A 20987-nucleotide genomic window follows, 5' to 3' on the forward strand; every position below is an offset into this window, starting at 1 on the left:
CAGCCCCTCACGCATCGCGCAGCCGGTAGCCGACCCCGCGTACGGTCTCCACCAAGCGGGCGTCGCCCAGCTTGCCGCGCAGCGACCCGACGTGCACCTCGACGGTGTGCCGGTCGGCCCAGGTGGTGCCCCAGGCGTCGAGCAGGATGCGGTCGCGGGGCACCGCCACCCCCGGCTGGCGGGCCAGCGAGAGCAGCACGTCGAACTCCTTGCGGGTCAACGTGACCTCGCGGCCGTCCACCCTCACCGTCCGGGCGGCCACGTCGATGCGCACCGCCCCGGCCTCGATCAGGTGCCGCTCCGGCGCGGTGTTCGCGGCCCGGCGCAGCACCGCCTCGATCCGGGCCTGCAACTCCACCATCGAGAACGGCTTGACCACGTAGTCGTCCGCGCCGAGGCGCAGGCCGAGCACCCGATCGCGTTCCTCGCCCCGCGCGGTCACCGCGATGATCCCGAGCTGGCTGCTGCGCCGACGCAGCTCCCGGCACAGGTCGGTGCCGTCCCCGTCGGGCAGGGTCAGGTCGAGCAGCACCAGGTCGCACGGAGCGGCGGAGAGCGCCGCGGCGACGGTGGCCGCGTGCTCGACCTGGTAGCCGCGGCGGGTGAGGGCGGAGGAGAGCGCGGCGGCAACCCGACGGTCGTCCTCCACCAGCAGGATCCGCACCTGTGCCCCCGTCCGTTCGCAGCGCTGTCCAGCGAATGGTGGCAGAAGCAGGGCGCGAGCGGGAGGGCCGCCTCCCGGACGGGTCGGTCAGAGGCCGAAGACGTCGTCGGCGGTGGCGTCCCGGACGCCGTCGGTGAAGCCCCGGAAACCGGGGTCGTCGTGGCGGGCCGGCACGCTGGTGACGTTGACCCCGCTGGCCTGGGTGACCGCGTCGACCAGGGGTGCGTAGTCGATCTCGGCGTCCTGGAAGGCGTCGTCGTCCGCCTCGGCCAGGTTGATCACGTGCTGCACGTCGTCGGACGGGGTGTCCGGATCGTCCGCCCACTCGCCGCCGGCCCGGTAGCACTCGTCGTACAGCGCGCGCTGGCTGTCGGTCCAGTCGTCGTCGTAGCTCTCCATCGCCATCCCCTCCGCGGCCGCTCCACCTGAGCATGCCCGGCAGGGGGCGACGGCCGAGGCGGTACGCGCGAAAACCGGGCGGGGACGGCCGCGAGGCGCACGTAGGCTGCCGCTGTGATCTACAAACTGCTGCCGACCGCGGAGTGGAACGACGCCCTCGCCGCCGGCACCTTCACCGGCACGGCGATGGACCACGAGTCCGGGTTCATCCACCTCTCCGGTCCGGACCAGGTGGTGCAGACCGCCAGCCGATACTTCAGCGGAGCGAGCGGGCTGACCCTGCTCAGCGTCGAGGAGGAGCGGCTGGGCGACGCGCTGCGCTGGGAGCCGTCGCGGGGCGGGCAACCGTTCCCGCACCTGTACGGCCCGCTGCCGGTGACGGCGGTGGCGGCGGCGCGGGCGTTGCCGGCCGACGTCCCGGTGCCCGACGCGGTGGCCGCCCTGCTGGGCTGACATGACCGCGCCCGGCCCGACGGGTGTCGGGCCGGGCGCGGATCTCCGAACGCGAGGTTCAGCGGCAGAGCCGGCCGATCTCCTCCTGGAACCGGTCCATCGGGTTGGCCTCGGCGGGGCCGAGCAGGTAGGTCTTCAGCTCCCGGCGGGCCTCGGTCATCGGGTCGTCGCCGGCCCGGGTCACCGCCACGATCTTCTCCAGCTCGCCGCAGTCCTTGGAGAGCAGGTACGCGGCCCGCGCGGTCGGGTACTCCCGGCGGAACTCGTCCTCCGGCAGGCCGGCCGGGTTGGCCACCACGTACGGCCGCTGGCTCTGCACGAAGTCGGAGACCACACTGGACACGTCGCTGATCAGCAGGTCGGTCTGGTTGAAACAGTCGAACAGCGCCGGCGTGCGGCCGGTGACCACCAGGTGCGCGGTCCCGTCCAGAGAGGCCGCGTTCGGGTTGCCGCCGGCGGCCCGGATGGCATCCACCACCCGCTCGTGCGTGACCCTGGCAGCCTTGGACCGCGACCCGGTGAGCGGGTGCGGCTTGTAGATCAGACGCACCCGGGGATTGGTGGCTAGCAGCCCCTTGACGATCCGCTCCCCCATCAGCACCAGCGAGGTGTGGTACGGGTCGTCGTCGAGCCATCCCTCCCAGGTGGGCGCGTAGAGCACGGTGAACGGCCGGTCCACCGACTCGGCGCCGAAGGTGTGCACACCGGCCAGCTGCGGCCGGCCGATCTCGACGATGTCCGAGTCGAGCACGCCCACCCCGGCCCGGGCGTACCGCTCCCGGCCGGCCAGGCCGGCGACCCAGACCTCGTCGTACACCTTGCTGTACGGGTTGACGCTGGCCTGCTTGTCGCTGTCGCCGTGCCCGACGAAGACGTGCTTCATGCCGGGATCGCGGAGCAGGTGGATGTTCGCGCCGACGTTCGCGGAGTAGAGTGCCGCGCGGACGCTGCTGAGCTCGAGGTTCATGAAGTCCACCCCGGCCGGTACGCAGATCACCGGCAGCCGGGTGTCGGCCAACTCCAGGAACGCCTCCCGGTTGCGCATCAGCACCACCGCGGGCTGGCCCAGCGCCTCGGTCGGAGCGAGCCACATGTTCGCCTGGTAGACGTCCTTGGCCGGGCCGGCGAAGTAGAGCGCCACCTCGGGCCGGTGGGTGTCCAACCAACGCTGGACGGCGGGCAGCAGCGGGTCCTGCCCGGTACCCCGGCCACGCAGCCAGGTCAGCGCGATGATCGCGCCCACCAGTCCGGTCGCCACCACCGCCACCACCGCGGCGACGAAGAACGGCGTCGGGTCGTGTTGCACCGCGGCCGCGACGGCTGCCGGCACGAGCAGCACGTTGAGCAGGGGCATCCGGTCCCCGGCGACCGCGGCCGCCCAGGCCGGCGGCCGGGGGGCCGAGCGCAGCGGACCCAGCTCGATGTTGCGCACCATGGCGGAGAGCGGGTTACGACGGTCGATCATCGTGGAGAGCGCTCCGGCGAAGACCGAGACGACCCAGACGGTGGCCGGCAGGACCAGCAGCCAGGTCAGCTCGGTGCCGCTGAGAGACACCTCCGCGGCGACCACCAGCACGGCCGCGAGGTCCCTGGTCAGCTGCCGGTACGACCAGTGCAGGCCGACCTTGTCCAGTAGCAGCAGTGACGGCGGCGACCAACGGGTCAGGGCGAACTCGCCGAGCACGGCGATCAGCCCGGCAACGGCGAACAGACCGATCCAGCCGAGTGCGCCGGCGACGAGCATGACCAGGTAGGACAGCACCAGCAGCGCGCTCTGGGCGGCCACTCCGATGCGTCCTGTCAACGTGCCGAACAAAGAGTTCGCTCCCTACGAGTTCGAGGACGGGCTGGGCCCGTGGTGGTCGGCGTCACTTCCCGCCGCGCCTGGCCGACCGCACCCGCAGGAGTGCGGCGGGCCACGGTGGTCGCGGCCCCGATTCCTCGTGGCGGCCGGCCACGTGTGACTGCGACCTTAACGCGAAGGGACACGATGGCGTCGCTCGGGTATCCTGCACCATTCCGGTCAAAGCTCCGTAGCTCGGTAAGCCGGGCACCACAACGGAGCCGGCCATCTCTGCTGGGCGTGCGCTCAGCCGACCCGCCGGAAGCAGGTCATCGCACCGGGTGCCCGGCGCTCGGCGAACTCCTGGTAGCCGAGCTGTGGTGCCATGTCGCGGGCGTACTGGTTGCCGTTGTAGACGCAGATGGTGCCCACGTCCAGCCGGTCGAGCGCTGGCGCCAGCTCGGACGGCGACGGGGTGGTGTCGCCGCCGTCGGCGAACGCGGCGAGCAGCAGGCGGTCCTTGGCGAACTGCGAGTTGAGGTCGTACTCGACGAGGTAGAAGTCGCGGGGCAGGACGACCCGGACCTCGCTGGTGACGATCAGGGAGGTCCGCATGATCGTCTTCGGCGCGAGCAGCAGGCCCGGCGGCCGGTCCAGCCCCTTGATCCAGAAGGCGATCGACTGGCGCTGCTGGGGCAGCTTCCACGTGGGTCGGTCGTGCACGTCGACCCAGCTCGTCGGCGACCACATCGGCGTGGCGAAGAGGGCGAACGACGCGACCAACAGCACCGCGATCCCGCCGGACGCCGCGCGGCGGATAGCCCGTGACGCGACCGGCACGCGCACTGTGCAGAGCAACCCGATCAGCGTTGGCAGGGCGAGCAGCCACGGCACCCGCCAGAGCACCACCGAGATGCCACTGAGCGCGCTCATCGCTTCCAGCACGCCGGGAACGAACAGCACGCTCAGCGCCAGGGTGGCACCGGCTGTGATCAGCGCGGGCGTGCGACGACGGGCCAGCAGCGGGCCGCACCAGAGCGCCAGGCCGCCGATCACGCCGACCACGCCGACCATCAGCGTCCGCCGGTAGGTGTACGCCGCGTCGAAGAAGGCATCGTCCGCGCCACTGGCGCTCATCCCGCCGAGCACCAGGCGGGAGACGACCACCGAGCCGATCGGGTACGCGAGCGCGGCGACCCCGGCCACCAGTGCGGCCTTCCACCGCCCGACCAGGAGCATGGCGAAGCCGGCGGCGCCGACCAGCATCGGCAGGATGATCGCGGCGGTGGTGGTGAGGCCGATCGCGGTGATCGAGAGCGCCACGATGAGCAGCAGACTGCGCCGGGAGCGGTTGTCGAACCACTCGGTCAGGTAGAGCCACATCAGCGGGATGACCGCCGAGACGAACATGCCCTTGCCCTCGTACAGCCGGGGCAGGTGGAACGTCCCCAGTGCGGCGTCCCCGCCGACGACCAGGTAGAGGTACGCGACGGCCACGCTGAAGGCGAGCACCGGGCGGCGCGGCGCCCACCGGTGCGTCAGCCGCCAGAGCGCCAGCACCGCGAGGACCGCCATGATCGGCAGGACCAGGTACCAGGTGGCCGAGGCCGCGTGGATGCCGATCACGTTGGCGAGCGCGCCGTCGAACACCTCGATCGAGGGGATCGGCGGTTGCGAGCCCATCGCCGGCAGGACGTTCTCGGAGAACAGGAAGTCGTTGAGCGGAACGATGTCCCGCTCGGCGATCCAGACCGACTTGCCCACGTAGTACACGTCGTCCGGGGTGTTCCGGGCCAGGAAGAACGAGGAGATCCCGACCAGCACCGAGACGACCAGCGCGTACGCCGACTGCGCGGCGGTGGGCGCGGGCGCGACCGACGTGGACGTCGGGCCGCTCAGCCAGACCTTGCGCAGCAGCAGGATGCCGCCGACCGCCGCGAGCAGACCGGCCACCGCGGGGATCCACCAGGAGATGTCGACATCCGTCCCGGCCACTCCGGCGGTGATCGCGGCCACGACGGCGGCGGCCAGCACCCCGATCAGCAGGCGGCGGTCGACGGCGGGCGGCGCGGGTGCCGGATCGGCCGAGGCCGGCTCGCTGGCGTTCAGGGTGCCGGCGGAACGGCGGCGGGCGCGCAGCAGGGCCACGACGGCGAGCAGCACGCAGGCGACCAGCCAGATCCGGAAGGTCACCGACGGGCGCAGGTCCCCCAGGAAGGCCGCGTGGTAGAGCACGGTCCAGAGTGCGAACGCGACCACGGCGCCATCGGTGAGCAGCGCCGGGGTGGCGGCCACCAGCGCGCGGAACCGGGCTGCCGGGGCGCGGGCGGGGCCGGTGCTGGGCTGGGGAGCCTGATCGGACCCCGGTGCCGGGTCCGTGCTGGTGGGCGCGACGGCGATGCTGTCGACGTTGGCCACGGGTGTCCTTCTCGTCGGGCGGATCAGGGGCGGGTTTCGGCACGGTGACGGCCGGGTGTCAAGGGGGCAGCCTAGCGGAGACCAACAGCTGAACCGATCCCCCTCGTGCCGGTGTCGCGGGCGTGCTCAGCCGGAAACCGGGGCCGCCCGAGGTCGGGCAGAGGGGCTGTCCACACCGAGCCCGACGGCCACGGATTCGACCAGACTGTCCAGGTAGCTGTCGGTGAGTGGGAGGCGAGCGATGGCGAGCCGCCAGTAGAGCGGGCCGACGATGAGGTCGACTGCGGCGTCCGGGTCGGTGTCGGCGGGCAGCTCGCCGCGCTGGATGGCGCGGGTGACCAGGCGGCCGCCGATCTCCTGCTGTCGGTCGTGCAGCACCTGCCGAAGGGTCTGGTCGATGCTGGGGTTGCGGGCGGCCTCGGCCAGCAGGTCCGGGATGATCTGCGAGGCCAGCGGGTGGCGCAGCGCGTGCGCCACCACCTGGAACAGCAGCGCGAGATCGCCGCGCAGGGTGCCGGTGTCAAGTGCCGGCAGTTTGCCGTGCGCCGCGGCGGCGACCATCTCCAGGACCAGGTCGAGCTTGGAGTTCCACCGCCGGTAGACCGCCGTCTTGCTGACGCCGGCCCGGCGGGCCACCGCCTCGATGGAGAGCCGGCCGTAGCCGACCGCGGCGAGCTCCTGCATCAGCGCGCGCCGGATGGCCGTGGTGATCTCACCACGGAGCACCGCCGCACCGGCCGGAGCGCGCCTCTTCTCGGTCGTCACCAGGGACTCTTCTCGCAGGTCACGAAGGCCAGAGTAGCGCAACGACGGTACGGTTGCGTCCCGACGTATTTCGGACTACTGTCCTCGCAGCGACGAGGCGGCGCTCCGCGCACAACTCCCACTAGGATTCCATCGTCGCGAGCAACCCGTCGTCCCGAAAGATCGGAGCGCCCTTTCCATGGCCACCACCGCGCTGGTCGACCCTGAAACGGGCCTGACCCAGGCGCAGCTGGCCGCTCGGCACGGGCTACGGGTCGCCGGTGAGCGACCCAGCCTCGCCGAGTACAGCCGCCGATTGTGGGCCTACCGGCACTTCATCGCCGCGTACGCCAACGCCAAACTGGTCGCCTCGTACAGCAACGCCAAGCTGGGACAGCTCTGGCAGGTTCTCACCCCGCTGACCAACGCGGCGGTGTACTACCTGATCTTCGGTGTGGTGCTGGCGCAGAACGAGATCCCGAACTTCATCGCCTACCTGACCACGGGCCTGTTCATCTTCAACTTCACCCAGAGCGCCGTCCTGGCCGGCACTCAGTCGATCAGCAGCAATCTGGGGATGATCCGGGCGCTGCACTTCCCCCGGGCCACCCTGCCGCTGTCCACGACGATGACCCAGTTCCAGCAGCTGCTGGCCTCGATGGTGGTGCTGATCGGCATCGTGCTGGCCACCGGCGAGCCGATCACCCTGAAGTGGCTGATGCTGGTGCCGGCCCTGATCCTGCAGGCGGTGTTCAACGCGGGCGTCGTGCTGCTGGTGGCCCGGATGGGCGCCAAGGCGAGCGACCTGAAGCAGGTCATGCCGTTCATCCTGCGCACCTGGATGTACGGCTCCGGCGTCCTCTACAGCGTCAGCCTCTTCGAACGGCTGCCCGGCTGGGCGACGACGCTGGTGCAGTACAACCCGATGCTGGTCTACATCGAGCTGGCCCGGTACACGCTGCTGGAGCAGGCGCCACTGCTCAACGAGTCGTTGACCCAGCTCTGGCTGGTCGGCGCGGGGTGGGCGCTGGTGGCCGGGATCGGTGGCTTCATCTACTTCTGGCGCGGCGAACAGGAGTACGGCCGTGGTTGAGCACTTCGACGACTCCCTCCAGGCGACCGTGACGCTGGCTCCGGTCGAGGAGCGCATCCCGACCGTGGTGGTGGACGACGCGCACCTCATCTACCGGGTGCACCAGGGCGCCGCCGGTGGCACCACTCCGGTGGCCGCGCTGCGCCGGCTGATCAAGCGCACCTCCGCGCCGAACATCCGGGAGGTGCACGCGGTGAAGGGGGTGTCGTTCACCGCGTACCGGGGCGAGGCGATCGGGCTGATCGGCAGCAACGGCTCCGGCAAGTCCACCCTGCTGCGGGCCATCGCCGGCCTGCTGCCGGTCAACCGGGGCGCGATCTACACCCAGGGGCAGCCGTCGCTGCTCGGTGTGAACGCGGCACTGCTCAACGACCTCTCGGGTGAGCGCAACGTCGTCCTCGGTTGCCTGGCCATGGGGATGCATCCCGACGAGGTGGCCCAGCAGGCCGCCGGGATCATCGACTTCTCCGGGATCAACGAGCGGGGTGACTTCGCCAGCCTGCCGATGCGTACGTACTCCTCCGGCATGGCGGCCCGCCTGCGCTTCTCCATCGCCGCGGCGAAGAAGCACGACGTGCTGCTCATCGACGAGGCGCTCGCCACCGGTGACAAGGGCTTCCGCAGGCGCAGCGAGCAGCGGGTGCGGGAGCTGCGGGAGGGGGCCGGCACCGTGTTCCTGGTCAGCCATCAGCTCTCCTCGGTGCGCGACACCTGCGAACGGACAATCTGGTTGGAATCCGGCGTCCTGCGGATGGACGGGCCCACCGACGAGGTCATCCGGGCATACGAGGCCTACGCGAACAGCAAGTAGAGCGCCGGAGAACCTCCGGCATCGACACGGCGCCGTCGGACCGCGTCTCCCCCGTTGGGGTGACGCGGTCCGCGCGTTAAGGTTCATTCCGTCGCCGCTCGGGCGGAACCTTCCGTTAACGCATTCCTGAGAGTGAGGATCCGGCAATGACGCAGGACCAGACCACTGGCCCGGACGCCGCACCGGAGACCCCGGCACCGTGGCGGCCCTCGCGGACGGTGGCCGTGGTGCTGGCCGGCGGCACCGGGACCCGGCTGGGCCTCGGCATCCCGAAGCAGCTCCTGAAGATCGCCGGTAAGCCGATCATCGAGCACACCCTGGCCGTCTTCGAGGCCGCACCGGAGATCGACGAGATCATCGTGCTGATGGCCACCGGGCACGTCGAGGACGCCCGGCTGATCGTCGAGAAGGCTGGCCTACGCAAGGTCACCCAGGTGATCGAGGGCGGCGAAACCCGCAACGCGACCACCCGGATCGCGCTGGACGCGGTCGGCCCGGCGGACTGCAACATCCTCTTCCACGACGCGGTGCGCCCGCTGCTCAGCGGCCGGATCGTGCGCGAGTGCGTGAACGCCCTCTGGACCTACGACGCCGTGGACGTGGCCATCCCGTCCGCGGACACGATCATCCAGGTGGACGACAACGACTGCATCACCGACATCCCGGTGCGCTCCCGGCTGCGTCGGGGCCAGACCCCGCAGGCGTTCCGCTCCCCCACCATCCGCGAGGCGTACCGGATCGCCGAGGGTGACCCGAACTTCTCCGCCACCGACGACTGCGGGGTGGTGCTGCGCTACCTGCCCGGCACCCCGATCAAGGTGATCGACGGCTCGGACGAGAACATCAAGGTCACCCACCCGGTCGACGTGCACCTGGCGGACAAGCTCTTCCAGCTCGCCGCGGCGCAGGCGCCCCGGCTGACCGACCACCGCAGCTACACCGAGGAGCTGACCGGCCGCACCGTCGTGGTGTTCGGCGGCAGCTACGGCATCGGCCACGAGCTGAGCGAGCTGGCCCAGCGCTACGGCGCGCAGGTCTTCCCGTTCAGCCGCTCCACCACCGGCACGCACGTGGAGCGCGCCGAGGACGTCGAGGCCGCGCTGAAGACCGCCTTCGAGGCCACCGGCCGGATCGACCACGTGGTGGTCACCGCCGGGATCCTCGAGAAGGGCGCCCTGACCGAGATGGACGAGGCGACGATGGACCGCGTGCTCCAGGTCAACTTCGTCGGCCCGGTCACCATCGCCCGGCAGGCCCTGCCGTACCTGCAGCAGACCAAGGGTCAGCTGCTGCTCTACACCTCCAGCTCCTACACCCGGGGGAGGGCCCGCTACGCGCTCTACTCGGCCACCAAGGCCGCCCTGGTCAACCTCACCCAGGCGCTCGCCGACGAGTGGGCCGAGTTCGGCGTACGGGTCAACTGCATCAACCCGGAGCGGACCGCGACCCCGATGCGGACCCGGGCGTTCGGCGAGGAGCCGGAGCACACCCTGCTCGCCGCGGAGGCGGTCGCCCAGTCGTCGCTGGACGTGCTGATCTCCGATCTGACCGGCCAGGTGATCGACGTACGCCGGGCGCCCGGTGACGGCCCCCCGCCGACCGTGCCGGCCCAGTCCGGGTCGGGTCGGGTCGAGGCGCCGGCTGGCGCGGTCTCCGCGAGCTGACGCTGACGGCGGCAGATCCGGGACGGCGGCGAACGGAGCGACATGCGCGGTGACCTGGTCCGAAAGCTGGCCGCCCGGTGCCTGAGCACCGGCCTGGCCGTGCTGGCGTTCGTCGTGGTGGCGCTGACCGGCGCCACCGGGTGGGGGCTGGCGCTGGCCGGCGCCGCACTGGCCGCGGCAGCCGCCGAGCGGCGGATCCGGCCCGGTGCGGACCTCGTCGCGGAGACGGCGCTGATCGCTGCCGCGGTCCTGGTCGGATACTCCCGGCGGCTGGCCGACGGGTTCGACCCTGCGCTGGTCGCCACCGCCCTGGTCCTGCTGGGGCTGGTGCTGCTGGTGGGGCCACTGCGGACCGCCGGCAACCTGGAGATCCGGGGGGCCAACCTGCCGATCCGGACCTGGACCCCGGTGATCGCCGACCAGCTCGGCACCGCCCTGCTCGGGCTGCTCGCCGCGGTCACCCTGGCCGCCGCGCTGACCCTGCCCGCAGCCGTGGCGCTGGTCGCCAGCCTGCTGTTGGGCGCCGGAGCCGGGGCGGTCGCACTGGACCTGGCCCGACGGCGGTTCCGGCCGACCGCCGGTGGCGGGGCGGTGACCCGCGCGCTGCGCCGGCACCAGCCGGAGTTCCTGCTCTACTTCTCCGCGCCGCCCGGCTCCGAGTACCAGGTCACCATGTGGCTGCCGTACCTGGAGCGGATCGGCCGGCCTTTCATGGTCGTGCTGCGCGAGCCGGAGTTCCTGGCGCCGATCGCCGCGGCCACCGACGCGCCGGTGGTCTACTGCCCCACCCTGCGGGCGATGGACGAGGCGCTGGTGCCCAGTCTGCGGGCGGCGTTCTACGTCAACCACGGTGCGAAGAACAGCCACTGCATCCGGTACACCCAGCTCACCCACGTGCAGCTGCACCACGGCGACAGCGACAAGGCGCCGAGCGCCAACCCGGTCTCGGGGATCTTCGACCGGATCTTCGTGGCCGGTCCGGCCGCGATCGACCGGTACGCCCGCGCCGGGGTGCAGATCCCGGCGGAGAAGTTCGTGGTGGTGGGCCGCCCACAGGTCGAGTCGATCGAGGTACGCCCGGAGCCGGTGCGCGGGCTGGCGCACCCGACCGTGCTCTACACCCCGACCTGGACCGGGCACCACGCCGACGCCGACTACTGCTCGCTGCCGGTGGCGGAGGAGCTGCTGCGCCGGCTGCTGGAGCGCGGCGCGACGGTGATCCTGCGTGCCCACCCGTACACCGCGCAGAACCCGGCCTCGGCGCGGCAACTGGGCCGGCTGACCGAGCTGCTGGTCACCGACCGGGCCCGCACCGGGCGGCAGCACGTGATGGGCGCGGCGGCCCGGGAGCTGAGCCTGACCGAGTGCGTCAACCGGTCCGACGCGCTGGTCTCCGACGTGTCCGGGGTGATCTCGGACTACCTCTACTCCGGCAAGCCCTACGCGGTCACCGACATGGGCGACGAGGGCGACCGGTTCGTGGAGCGCTTCCCGCTGGCCGGTGCCGGCTACGTGCTGCGCCGGGACATGTCGAATGTGGACGATGTGCTGGCCGCCCTGCTGGACACCGACCCGCTGGCCGAGGCGCGCTGGGCGACCCGCCGCCGCTACCTGGGTGACTTCCCGGCTGAGTCGTACGCCGAGGCGTTCCTGACCGCCGCCCGCCACGAGTTGGCGCCGGCCACGCCCCTGGCCACCGCCACCCCGGTGTAGCAGCTCAGCGGTACGCGTCCAGCAGCGCCAGCACCGCCGCCGGGTCCTCCACGTGCGCGTTGTGCCCAAGCCCCGCCAGCGTGACGACCGGTACGCCGAACTCCTTGAGCTGTGCGTCGGTGACCATCGCGTCGTGCTCGCCGCGGGCCAGCACCACCGGCACGTCGGTCGCGGCCAGCAGAGCGGCGAGGTGGGGCTCGCCGACGGCGAACGCGGTCGAGTCCATCGCCAGCCGCCACCGGCCGTCGACCTGGCGCAGCCCGGCGTCCACCACCGGATCATCCGACGGGATCAGGCCGGCGAGCCCGGAGACCCGCAGGTAGCGGCGGGCCGCCTCGGTGCGGCTGGCGAACCAGCTGACCGGGCGGGCGGCGAGTTCGGCGGAGCGGCTCAGCTCGTCGGGTGACCAGACCGCCTTGATGCCCAGCCCGACCACCGCGTCCACCGGCATCCCGGCGGCGCGGGCGGCCAGCGCGAGGCCCACCACCCCGCCCAGCGAGTGCCCGAGCACGACGATCCGGTCGTCGGCGGCCAGGCCGTGGGCGATCCGCTCGGCGAACCCCTCGAAGGAGTACGACGGCAGCGGGGCCGACCAACCGTGACCGGCCAGGTCCGGTGCCAGCCACCGCCCGGGCCAGTGCTGCTCCAGCAGTGGGGCCCAGGGCAGCCAGACGTCTCCAGTCGCCCCCATCCCGTGCAGCAGCAACAGGATCGGCCCACGGCCTGTCCGGCCACCTGATTCATCCACCACGGCCGCAGTCTTCCACGGTTCGCCCCCGGGTACGAGAGTCGTCACCGCCGATGCGCGCGGGGACCGCGACCAGGGAAGATCCACTGTAGAGTTCGGCGCCTGGACGGGCCCAGCCACCCGTCGAGCCCACCGTGGAGAGGAGCCGACCGTGCGCAGGAGGCATCGATCAACACTGGTGGCGGCCCTGGCGGCCGTCGCGCTCGCCACCGCGCCCAGCGCTCCCGCGCTCGGCACATCGTCAACCAGCCCCACGCAGGGCGCCACCGCGGTCGCGGCGGCCGACCGGGTCCTGCGGGTCTACAACAACAACATCGAGAACCTGGTGGTGAACAACTCCGACGGGACGTGCACCCGGATCTCCGGGCCGGACCACCTGACCTCGATCCTGGTCGACGACGCCGGCCGCACCGGCACCAGTGGCGTGGTGGCACCCGACATCCTGATCGTGCAGCAGGTGCGCGGCACCGGCCAGGCCGAGGCGTACGCCGACCAACTGTCGGCCAAGTTCGGCTACCCGGCGGGCACCTACGGTGCGATCGTGGCGTGGAGTGACCCGGAGCCGTGGGGCAGCACGCACAAGTGCAGTTCGCAGTCGCTCGGCGACCTCAAAAAGAAGCAGACCAACGGGATCATCTGGAACACCCGGACGCTCAGCCTCGCCGCCGGTGACATCTCGAAGTACTGGAGCGCGGGCTGGCTCAAGCCCGGCACGGCCTACGCCAACGGCGCCGGGTGCACCCTGTACAAGCCGCCGAACAGCGACCCGGACAGCACCGACTACTACAAGTGGAAGCGGACCAGCGCCATCGCGGCCCGGTTCACCATCAAGGCCACCGGCACCAGCGTGTTCGCCGCGACGATGCACCTACCGCAGGAGAACCGGCAGAACGCGTGCGCTGGCGACGGCGACCGGGGCATCGCCAACAGCGGCATCCACCTCGGTGCCGACGCGACCAGCCTGCTGAACGCCTCCACGATCCGCATCGTGGGCATCGACGCGAACCGCACTGGCATCGCGCCCGGCACGCTGGGCGGGTACGGCATGACCGGCTACGGGTCGAAGGCCACCAGCGGCTCCAGCAAGATCGACTATCTCTTCGTGAAGGGCAGCGTGCAGCCGTCCGGCATCGACCACACGGTCAGCGGGACGAAGTCGAACCACCTCGCGCTGTACGGCTTCATCAGCTACTGATCGCACGGACAGAGACGCCGCGGGCGCCGGCCCCTTGTGGGGGACGGCGCCCGCGGCGGCTACGCCCGGGTCAGGCGGAGTAGCCCCGAGTGGCGATCCAGTTGGCCAGGTTGATCGTGGTGATCCAGTACGACGGGTCGGCCGCGTTGGCCGAGTCGGCGATCCGCACGGTCCGGCCGTTGTCCTTGTAACCCACCACGGCGATGTAGTGGCCGCCGCCGTAGGAGTGCCAGCCGCCGTCGGTGTCGGTGGCGTCGCCGGCGACGTTGGCCACCACGCCGCGGCCGTCGGTGATCGCCTTGACCACGTCGGCCTGGAGCTGGTCCATCTGGGCCGGGCTGGGCGTGCCAGCGAACATCCGGGTCCGGTACGGGGAGCCCTTCACCTCGGCGTTGAGCACCCGAGTGGTGTCCAGGGCCGAGTTGGTGCCCATCTCGGTGGTGCCCAGCTCGGCGCCCAGCTCATCCTGGGTGCGGTCGATGCCGGCGGCGCTGAGGGCGTTGCGGGTGGCAGCCGGGCCGCAGTTGAAGTACGTGTTCTGCACCTGGTAGTCGTAGTCGAGCACCTTGGTCGCGGGCGGCTTCGGCTTACTGGTCAGGTCCGGGTTGCTGCTGGCCTTGGCGGCGGGCGACGCGGCCTTGGTGGCCGGCGCGGGGGCAGCGGTGGTCGGCGCGGTGCTGGCCGAGGGGGACGCGGCACGCGCCTCGCCACGGGAGGCAACGGAGTCGCTGCGCATCTCGGCGACCGTGGTCGCGGTGTGCTGGCTGGCCGGGGCGTCGTCGGCGCCGGCGAACAGAGCACCGGTGGTGGTCGCGATCACGAGGGCCGCGGCGGAGGCGGTGACGATCTGGTACGGGCGCTCGGTGGTGAGGCGGCGGAGCTGACGCTTCAGGGTGTGCTTCACGGGGTCCTCCACGGATCAGGGGGAGAGCGGCACACCGGAGCCGGACCGGTATCCGGGCAGGCGCCAGCGCGCGGACCGTGGTCCGCGGATGATGAACCGCTCAGGGGAATGCCCGGCGCGGCCGGGCGGAAGAGGCGGTGACCCGGGGGTCAGCTCACCGTCACTGGACGGATGAGCGGGGGTACCGCGGCGCCGTGGAGGCGGGGGAACAATCGAGGGGTCGAGAGTTGCTGCACGACGATGGAACTCCTTCCGACACCGCCTACCGGGTTAGCTGACGGATTCGGGCGGGAAGATCGCCCTACCGCGGGCCGTGGCTCGCGGATTCACCCCGGACTTACTGGTGGGTCCCCGGTTCGTTGATCACGATTAAGCGGGTCAGCGCGGCGTCGCCTCTTGCGATCGGTTACCGCACCGGACGGGACGACACTACTGGCCGCTCCGCACCCTGCCAAGCCAGGTTCACCTGCGTAAACCTGAACTGTCGCAGCAATTTCTGCGCGTATTGCCGCTGACGCGACTCGATGGGACAACCGGTTACGGCGGCGCCTGCGGGCGACAACCGGACAGGCCGTCGGCAATGGCCTCGAATTCGTGGGAACAATGCTGCCGATCGAGCCGTCCGCCCGATTTCGAGTGAGTGTGACCGGGCTCACGGCCTAATTGACGACTCAGCCAACCCGGGCCGGCCGCCAGCGCGTCGCGGCCGCCGGACGGAGCGCTGCGGTCATCGTCCGACGCGCCGGCAGCGGGTTCGGACGCAGCCGGGCCGCCGCCGCGTACGCCTCCTCGGTGAGGGCCCGGGCCGAGGAGGCCGCAAGCTCCGCGTCCCGCCAGGCCGACCGTTCCCGCCCGGCGGCGGCCCGGTAGTCGGCGAGCCTCGCGTCCCGGACCGCCCGGTTGAGCAGCACCTCCTGCTCAACCGGGTGCCGGCGGGGGTCCCAGCCGTGCCGCTGCCCGAACACGTCAGTGAGCTGCCGCATGGACAGGTCGCCGCGCCAGTACGCCGCCATCGCCGCGCGATGCAGATAGCGCTCCCGGGCGGCGTACTCGGCGGGGGTACGAGGAGTACGAGGGGTGGGCAGTGCCGCGGCGCCGGCGAACCGACGGGCGGCGGTGTCCGCCTCGTCGTACCCGGCCCACGCGCGTTCCACCTGCTCCTGAGCGGCCAGCCAGTCCGCGCGTCGGCGGCGGGCGGTCTGCGCCGCGCCGGCCGCCGCGACGGCCACCTCCTCGGCGTACCGGCGCAGGTCGGCGGCCTCGGCTGCGGCCACCTCCCGGGCGGTGGGCGCCGGAGTCGGGTCGACCGCCGGCCGGTCCCGCTCCGGGCGGGCGACCAGCACGGCGAGCACGGTCAGCGCCAGCAGGAACAGGGCCGACCAGATGGCGACGGCCTGCGGCACCTCGGTCAGGAACTGGTAGAAGACGACGGTCTCCATGGTGGGCACCTCGGGGAGAGAACGATGCGATGGGGATCCGCACGGGCCACCCAGGCTGCGGCGGGGGCCACGGGTCCGGCGGGTGTGGAGCTGATGAGTCGACAGGCGCGGCGGCGGGACGCTCGTCCCGGTGGCTCAGCGACCCGGTGGGGCCCGGGGCGCGCGGCTGGCCGGGCCATCCGCGCGGGGTAGCCGGTCGGCGCCGGCCGCGAGCACCGGGGCCGCGTCGGCGGGGACGGCGGCCTCGCCACCGAGGGGCGCTGCCTGCCCGTCGCTCGACCGCGTCGGGCTGGGCTGCTCAGCAGCCTCCTCGGCGGCGATCGGCGTCGTGTGCACGGCGCCATCCGTCGGGGCGGGCCGGCCCGACGGCGCGACCGACCCGGGGCTGAACGCCGACAGCCCGGATGCCGGCGCCGACAGCCCGGAGGCCGAGGCGGGCGACGTGCCGGCGCCGAGCGCGAGGGCGGCGACAACGGCGAGGCTGGTCAGCACACGTGTCGCCCAGCGCGCCACCCACCACAGCGGACAGGTGAGCGCGGCCGAAAGCACGTCCCCACGCTACCGTCGTGGCCGACCAGGCGCATCGACGACGGGCGTGTCGGCCCGCGCCGCGCCGACCAGAGTGGACGCTGTCAGCGCGAGTCGGCGTAGGTCGATCGCTCGCCAGCTTTGCTCGCCCCGCCGGCCTCGGTGCGGGCTTCAGCGTCGCGGGCTTTGGCTTCAGCGTCGCGGGCTTCGGTGCCGCCTGCTCGCTGTCGAGGAATGACCGCCGGGCGGGCCGAACGGCGCGGAGTGAGCCTGCGCATCATCGGGGTCTCGACGAAACGATGCAGTAGCCCGGCGAGGATCAGGTTCACCAGCAGGAAGCCGAGCACCGCCGCCGGGCCGCGCCAGCCGCCGAAGCCGCTACCCCAGTCCCCGGTCCAGCGCAGCACGCTCGTCATCACCAGAACGTGCACCAGGTAGAAGGCGAACGAGACCTCGCCGAGCCACACCAGCGGGCGGGACCGCCACGGTGAGCGTCGCCCCCGCACGTCCGCGTCCGCGGCGGCGGTGATCACCAGCAGATACGCCACCGCGAGCAGGGTGGTCCACAGCTCGGCGCGGATCCACTGCGCGGCGGCCACCCAGGTGGCCACGAAGATCAGGCTGGCTCCGGTCAACCCGGGACCCCGCCAGAGGCCCCGACGCATCAACTCGGCCGCCACCGCGCCCAACCAGAACTCCAGCGACCGCGCCAGCGGGAAGACCTGGGTGAACCACCAGCGGCTGGGCTCCGGCACCAGGTGCTGGGCCGGCCAGAGCGCAAGGATCAGCAGCGGCAACGCGACGACCAGCGTCCAGAGCAGTGCCGGCCGGGACCGGCGTAGCAGCGGCAGTGCCAGCGGTAGGCAGAGGTAGAAGAAGAACTCGCAGGACAGCGACCAGCTCACCGTGTTGATGCTGTAGAACCAACCCGGCCGGGGGTCCCAGGCCTGCAGCAGCAGCAGGTTCTCCAGCGCGGCGGCCGGCAGCACCGGATCGGCGAACCACCAGGCGACCAGCAGCGCCGCCGCCCACAGCACCAGGTGGTTCGGATAGATCTTGGCGACCCGGCGCCGCCAGAAGCTCCGCCGGGAGTCGCCGGGGCGGGCCGACCAGACCAGTACGAAGCCACTGAGAATGAAGAAGAACTGCACCCCGGACAGGCCGAGGGTGAACAGGACGTCGACCACGGCCTTGTAGTCCGGCTCCGCGATGATCCGCATGGTGCCGGCGTGGAAGCCGAACACCAGCAACGCGGCGATCCAGCGCAGCCCGGTCAAAGAGGGCAGCCGGGCCGGGACGCCTGCGGGCCGGACCTCCGGCTCGGCGACGGTGCTCGTCATGCCGAGGTCCCGGCGCTCCGCAGGATCACCAGCACGTGCGTCTCCTCCTCGGCGCGGCGTCGGACGGCGCAACGGCGACGCCCACGGCGGCCCGGCAGGGCCGCACCGGGGCACCCTACCGGGTTACTCCAGGGTGAATCGGACGTGTCCCACGGGTGGCGGGCGCGCGGCGGATCGTCCCGGCGGCCCGGCTCCGGGCCCCGCGGGGCGGCCGGCGTTAACCTTCCGCTCCGCGGGAGTTCAGGGATTCCACCTTCGTCGGCCACGTCAGGTTCCGAGGCCGGCCACCCGGACCGTCGAAGGTGGCGGCGTGGTCAATGAGCCGACGCACGCACCGCTGCTGAGCATCGTCGTGCCCGTGTACGGCGTCGAGGCGTACCTGTACCAGTGCCTTGAATCGATCCGGGCCGACGTGCCGGCGGGCGAGGCGGACGCGGTCGAGCTGATCGCCGTCGACGACGCCTCCCCGGACGGCTGCGGCGCGATGCTGCGGTCGTACGCTGCCGGCCGCGACGGGGTCCGGGTCGTTCATCTGGGCAGCAACGTGGGCCTGGGCCTGGCCCGCAACGCCGGCCTCGACGTGGCCTCCGGCCGGTACGTCTGGTTCGTCGACAGCGATGACTGGCTGCCGCCGGGCACCATCCCGGCGGTGCTGGACCGGTTGCGCCAGCATCAGCCCGACGTCCTGATGCTGGACCACCTGCGGGTGCACGAGGACGGCCGGCGTGAGGTCGACGCGAGCAGCCACCTGCTGTGCGGGATGCCGGGCGTGGCCCGCCTGGCCGACCAGCCGCAACTGCTGCGTGTGCAGCACACCGCGTGGAACAAGGTGGTGCGCCGCGCTTTCCTGGACGAGCTGGAGCTGCGGTTCTACCCCGGCTGGTACGAGGACATTCCGTTCAGCCACCCGCTGCTGATCGGCGCGGAGAAGATCTCCGTGCTGGACCAGGTCTGCTACCTGTACCGGCAGGGTCGGCAGGGTGCGATCACCTCCACCCGCAGCGGCCGACATTTCGACGCGTTCGCCCAGTACGAGCGGCTGATGGACTGGCTGCGCCTGCGGCACCCGGACGAGCAGTTGCGGGCCGAGCTGTTCGAGCTGATGATCAGTCACCTTCTGGTGGTGGTCGGCAACGACGATAGGCTGCACCCGCACCTGCGGCGGGCCTTCTTCCACCGGGTGGCCGAGCACTACCGCCGCTACCTGCCCAGCGGTGGCTACCCGGTGCCACCGGGCGTGGCCGGGCTCAAGCATCGCCTGGTCGGTCGCGGTGACTACCTGGCGTACTCGGCGCTGCGGCAGGCGCATCGGGTCGCGGGCCGGCTGCGCCGGTCCGGCCCTGCGGGGGGCGCCGACAACGGTGCCGGGCCGGCCGTCGCCGACGAGGATCCGAGCCGACCGGCCGAGTCCACGACGGGGACGGGCGACAGGCTCGCGGTCGGCGACGCGGACCGAGGCGACGCGCTGGTCGGGCGCCGCCTGCCGTGACCGCCTCCACCGCACACCACGCCGGGAGCCGGGTCGGCTGCCGGCGCCCTGGTTTTTCAGGTCTTCCGCCCGCCGGGTGGACGACGACAGCACCACCGCACCTTGGTGCGGGCGTACCTGAGCAGAGGTCGGAATGACGGCGACAATCAAGATCGGACCACACGCGGTCGGTGCCGGGGAGCGACCCTTCGTGGTCGCCGAGATGTCCGGTAACCACAACGGCGACCTGGACCGGGCGCTGGCCATCGTCGACGCGGTGGCCGAGAGTGGGGCGCACGCCCTCAAACTCCAGACCTACCGGCCGGACACGATCACGATCGACGTCGACACCCCGGCGTTCCGCATCTCCAGCGGGCACGAGCTGTGGGGCGGGGAGAACCTGTACCGCCTCTACGAGCGGGCACACACCCCGTACGAGTGGCACGCCCCGATCTTCGAGCGGGCCCGCGCGCGCGGTCTGACCGTCTTCTCGTCACCGTTCGACGCGACCGCCGTGGAGCTGCTGGAGTCGCTGGACGCGCCGGCGTACAAGATCGCTTCGTCGGAGCTGGTCGACCTACCGCTGATCCGATTGGTGGCCAGCACCGGCAAGCCGATGGTGATCTCCACCGGGATGGCGACGGTGGCCGAGATCGACGCGGCCGTGCGGACCGCCCGGGACGGCGGCGCGGCGGGCATCGTGCTGCTGGCCTGCACCGCGTCCTACCCGGCGCCGCCGGCCGACAGCAACCTGCGCCGGCTGCCGGTGCTGGCAGGCGCGTTCGACGTGCCGGTCGGGCTCTCCGACCACACCCCCGGCATCGGAGTGGCGGTCGCCTCGGTGGCGCTGGGCGCCTGCTTCATCGAGAAGCACGTGACGCTGGACCGGGCTGACGGCGGCGTGGACTCCGACTTTTCGCTGAACCCGACGGAGCTGACGGCCCTGGTCGCCGAGTCGGGCCGGGCGTACGCGGCGCTGGGCGGCACCGCAATCGGCCCGACGCCGGCCGAGCGGGAGGGACTGCGGTTCCGTCGCTCGCTCTTCGTGGTCGAGGACGTGCGGGCCGGCGACCCCGTCACGGCGCGCAACGTCCGATCCATCCGACCGGCGGGCGGGCTGGCCCCGGTGGAGATCGACCGGGTCCTGGGCCGCACCTTCACCACCGACGTCCCGCGCGGCACCCCGCTCAGCTGGGACCTCATCTGACCGTCGACCCGGCCCCGAACCCGGCTCAGCCCGTCCCCCGTCCCCCGTCCCCGGCTCAGCTCGGCCCGAGGCTCAACTCGCTCCGGCCCGGCTCGGGCTCGGCGCGGACTCGGGCTCGGGCTCGGGCCTCGGCTCGAGCTCGGGCCTCGGCTCGAGCTCGAGCTCGGGCCTCGGCTCGAGCTCGGGCCGGCATGCGCCCCCGCAGGGTGGCCCGGCGTTGGCGAGCAGGGCGGGTCGGGGGTGGGCGACCACCGTTGCGTCCCTGTCGAGCTGCCCCAGATATGGGGCGGCTCTGACGGCGGCGAGCACCGCCCATCGACGGGGCAGCCCTGACGGTCGCACGCACCGCCCACTTCTTGGCAGTGTTGATGGCAGCGAGCACCGCCCATTCGTGGAGCACCCCGACGGAGGCGAAC

18 protein-coding genes and 1 riboswitch are annotated in these 20987 nt (G+C 72.0%); of the genes, 8 read left to right on the top strand and 10 right to left on the bottom strand.

The window, feature by feature from the left end:
• Positions 1 to 7: 7 nt before the first annotated feature.
• Complete coding sequence (locus ABZV00_RS17850) at positions 8 to 664, bottom strand: response regulator transcription factor (protein WP_328425660.1); 657 nt, start codon at positions 662 to 664, stop codon at positions 8 to 10.
• An 87-nt stretch (positions 665 to 751) separates the two neighbouring features.
• Entirely contained in the window at positions 752 to 1063 is a 312-nt protein-coding gene (locus tag ABZV00_RS17855; protein ID WP_328425658.1) for a hypothetical protein, read from the bottom strand.
• A gap of 114 nt (positions 1064 to 1177) precedes the next feature.
• On the opposite strand from ABZV00_RS17855, the gene ABZV00_RS17860 reads away from it, so the two are divergent.
• On the top strand, positions 1178 to 1516 hold the full coding sequence (locus ABZV00_RS17860) for a DUF952 domain-containing protein (RefSeq protein WP_328425656.1): 339 nt from the start codon (positions 1178 to 1180) through the stop codon (positions 1514 to 1516).
• A 58-nt stretch (positions 1517 to 1574) separates the two neighbouring features.
• Here the strand turns inward: ABZV00_RS17860 and ABZV00_RS17865 are convergent, their stop codons facing one another.
• From ABZV00_RS17865 to ABZV00_RS17875, 3 genes are all read right to left on the bottom strand, one after another.
• Positions 1575 to 3332, bottom strand: a complete 1758-nt coding sequence (locus ABZV00_RS17865; protein ID WP_355607339.1) for a CDP-glycerol glycerophosphotransferase family protein — start codon at positions 3330 to 3332, stop codon at positions 1575 to 1577.
• Between the two features lie 273 nt (positions 3333 to 3605).
• Positions 3606 to 5717 carry a DUF6077 domain-containing protein gene (locus ABZV00_RS17870; protein ID WP_355607342.1) on the bottom strand — a complete coding sequence of 704 codons (2112 nt, stop codon included), beginning with the start codon at positions 5715 to 5717 and terminating at the stop codon, positions 3606 to 3608.
• A 126-nt stretch (positions 5718 to 5843) separates the two neighbouring features.
• Entirely contained in the window at positions 5844 to 6482 is a 639-nt protein-coding gene (locus tag ABZV00_RS17875) for a TetR/AcrR family transcriptional regulator (protein ID WP_355607345.1), read from the bottom strand.
• 178 nt (positions 6483 to 6660) lie between these two features.
• On the opposite strand from ABZV00_RS17875, the gene ABZV00_RS17880 reads away from it, so the two are divergent.
• The 4 genes from ABZV00_RS17880 to ABZV00_RS17895 all read left to right on the top strand — a co-directional run bounded on the left by ABZV00_RS17880 (position 6661) and on the right by ABZV00_RS17895 (position 11742).
• The gene (locus ABZV00_RS17880) at positions 6661 to 7554 is read left to right on the top strand and encodes an ABC transporter permease (RefSeq protein WP_355607348.1); all 894 of its coding nucleotides are present in this window, start codon (positions 6661 to 6663) and stop codon (positions 7552 to 7554) included.
• Entirely contained in the window at positions 7547 to 8365 is an 819-nt protein-coding gene (locus ABZV00_RS17885; RefSeq protein ID WP_355607350.1) for an ABC transporter ATP-binding protein, read from the top strand. The genes ABZV00_RS17880 and ABZV00_RS17885 overlap by 8 nt, the downstream gene beginning before the upstream one ends.
• Positions 8366 to 8511: 146 nt before the next feature.
• Entirely contained in the window at positions 8512 to 10029 is a 1518-nt protein-coding gene (locus ABZV00_RS17890) for a bifunctional cytidylyltransferase/SDR family oxidoreductase (protein ID WP_355607353.1), read from the top strand.
• A gap of 42 nt (positions 10030 to 10071) precedes the next feature.
• On the top strand, positions 10072 to 11742 hold the full coding sequence (locus ABZV00_RS17895; RefSeq protein ID WP_355607356.1) for a CDP-glycerol glycerophosphotransferase family protein: 1671 nt from the start codon (positions 10072 to 10074) through the stop codon (positions 11740 to 11742).
• Between the two features lie 4 nt (positions 11743 to 11746).
• On the opposite strand, the gene ABZV00_RS17900 is transcribed toward ABZV00_RS17895, so the two are convergent.
• On the bottom strand, positions 11747 to 12493 hold the full coding sequence (locus tag ABZV00_RS17900; protein WP_355607359.1) for an alpha/beta hydrolase: 747 nt from the start codon (positions 12491 to 12493) through the stop codon (positions 11747 to 11749).
• A 148-nt stretch (positions 12494 to 12641) separates the two neighbouring features.
• On the opposite strand from ABZV00_RS17900, the gene ABZV00_RS17905 reads away from it, so the two are divergent.
• The gene (locus ABZV00_RS17905; protein ID WP_355607362.1) at positions 12642 to 13685 is read left to right on the top strand and encodes a hypothetical protein; all 1044 of its coding nucleotides are present in this window, start codon (positions 12642 to 12644) and stop codon (positions 13683 to 13685) included.
• A gap of 70 nt (positions 13686 to 13755) precedes the next feature.
• Here ABZV00_RS17905 and ABZV00_RS17910 read toward each other — a convergent pair whose 3' ends face one another.
• The 4 genes from ABZV00_RS17910 to ABZV00_RS17925 form a co-directional block, all read right to left on the bottom strand.
• Positions 13756 to 14589 carry a C39 family peptidase gene (locus ABZV00_RS17910; RefSeq protein ID WP_355607364.1) on the bottom strand — a complete coding sequence of 278 codons (834 nt, stop codon included), beginning with the start codon at positions 14587 to 14589 and terminating at the stop codon, positions 13756 to 13758.
• A gap of 244 nt (positions 14590 to 14833) precedes the next feature.
• Positions 14834 to 14975: riboswitch (cyclic di-AMP (ydaO/yuaA leader) on the bottom strand.
• 285 nt (positions 14976 to 15260) lie between these two features.
• Positions 15261 to 16028 (bottom strand): hypothetical protein, encoded by a 768-nt coding sequence (locus ABZV00_RS17915; protein WP_355607366.1) that lies wholly within the window; start codon positions 16026 to 16028, stop codon positions 15261 to 15263.
• A 135-nt stretch (positions 16029 to 16163) separates the two neighbouring features.
• Positions 16164 to 16577, bottom strand: coding sequence for a hypothetical protein (locus ABZV00_RS17920; RefSeq protein WP_355607369.1), 414 nt, complete (start codon positions 16575 to 16577; stop codon positions 16164 to 16166).
• A gap of 83 nt (positions 16578 to 16660) precedes the next feature.
• Positions 16661 to 17896, bottom strand: coding sequence for an acyltransferase (locus ABZV00_RS17925; RefSeq protein WP_355607372.1), 1236 nt, complete (start codon positions 17894 to 17896; stop codon positions 16661 to 16663).
• Between the two features lie 310 nt (positions 17897 to 18206).
• Between ABZV00_RS17925 and ABZV00_RS17930 the strand changes: the two genes are divergently transcribed.
• Both ABZV00_RS17930 and pseI read left to right on the top strand, forming a co-directional pair.
• A complete protein-coding gene (locus ABZV00_RS17930; protein ID WP_355607374.1) occupies positions 18207 to 19385 on the top strand; it encodes a glycosyltransferase in 1179 nt (392 codons plus the stop codon).
• A gap of 133 nt (positions 19386 to 19518) precedes the next feature.
• Complete coding sequence (gene pseI / locus ABZV00_RS17935) at positions 19519 to 20571, top strand: pseudaminic acid synthase (RefSeq protein ID WP_355607376.1); 1053 nt, start codon at positions 19519 to 19521, stop codon at positions 20569 to 20571.
• Positions 20572 to 20987: the final 416 nt, after the last annotated feature.

The organism is Micromonospora sp. NPDC005173 (genome assembly GCF_040608515.1).
Lineage (GTDB): Bacteria > Actinomycetota > Actinomycetes > Mycobacteriales > Micromonosporaceae > Micromonospora.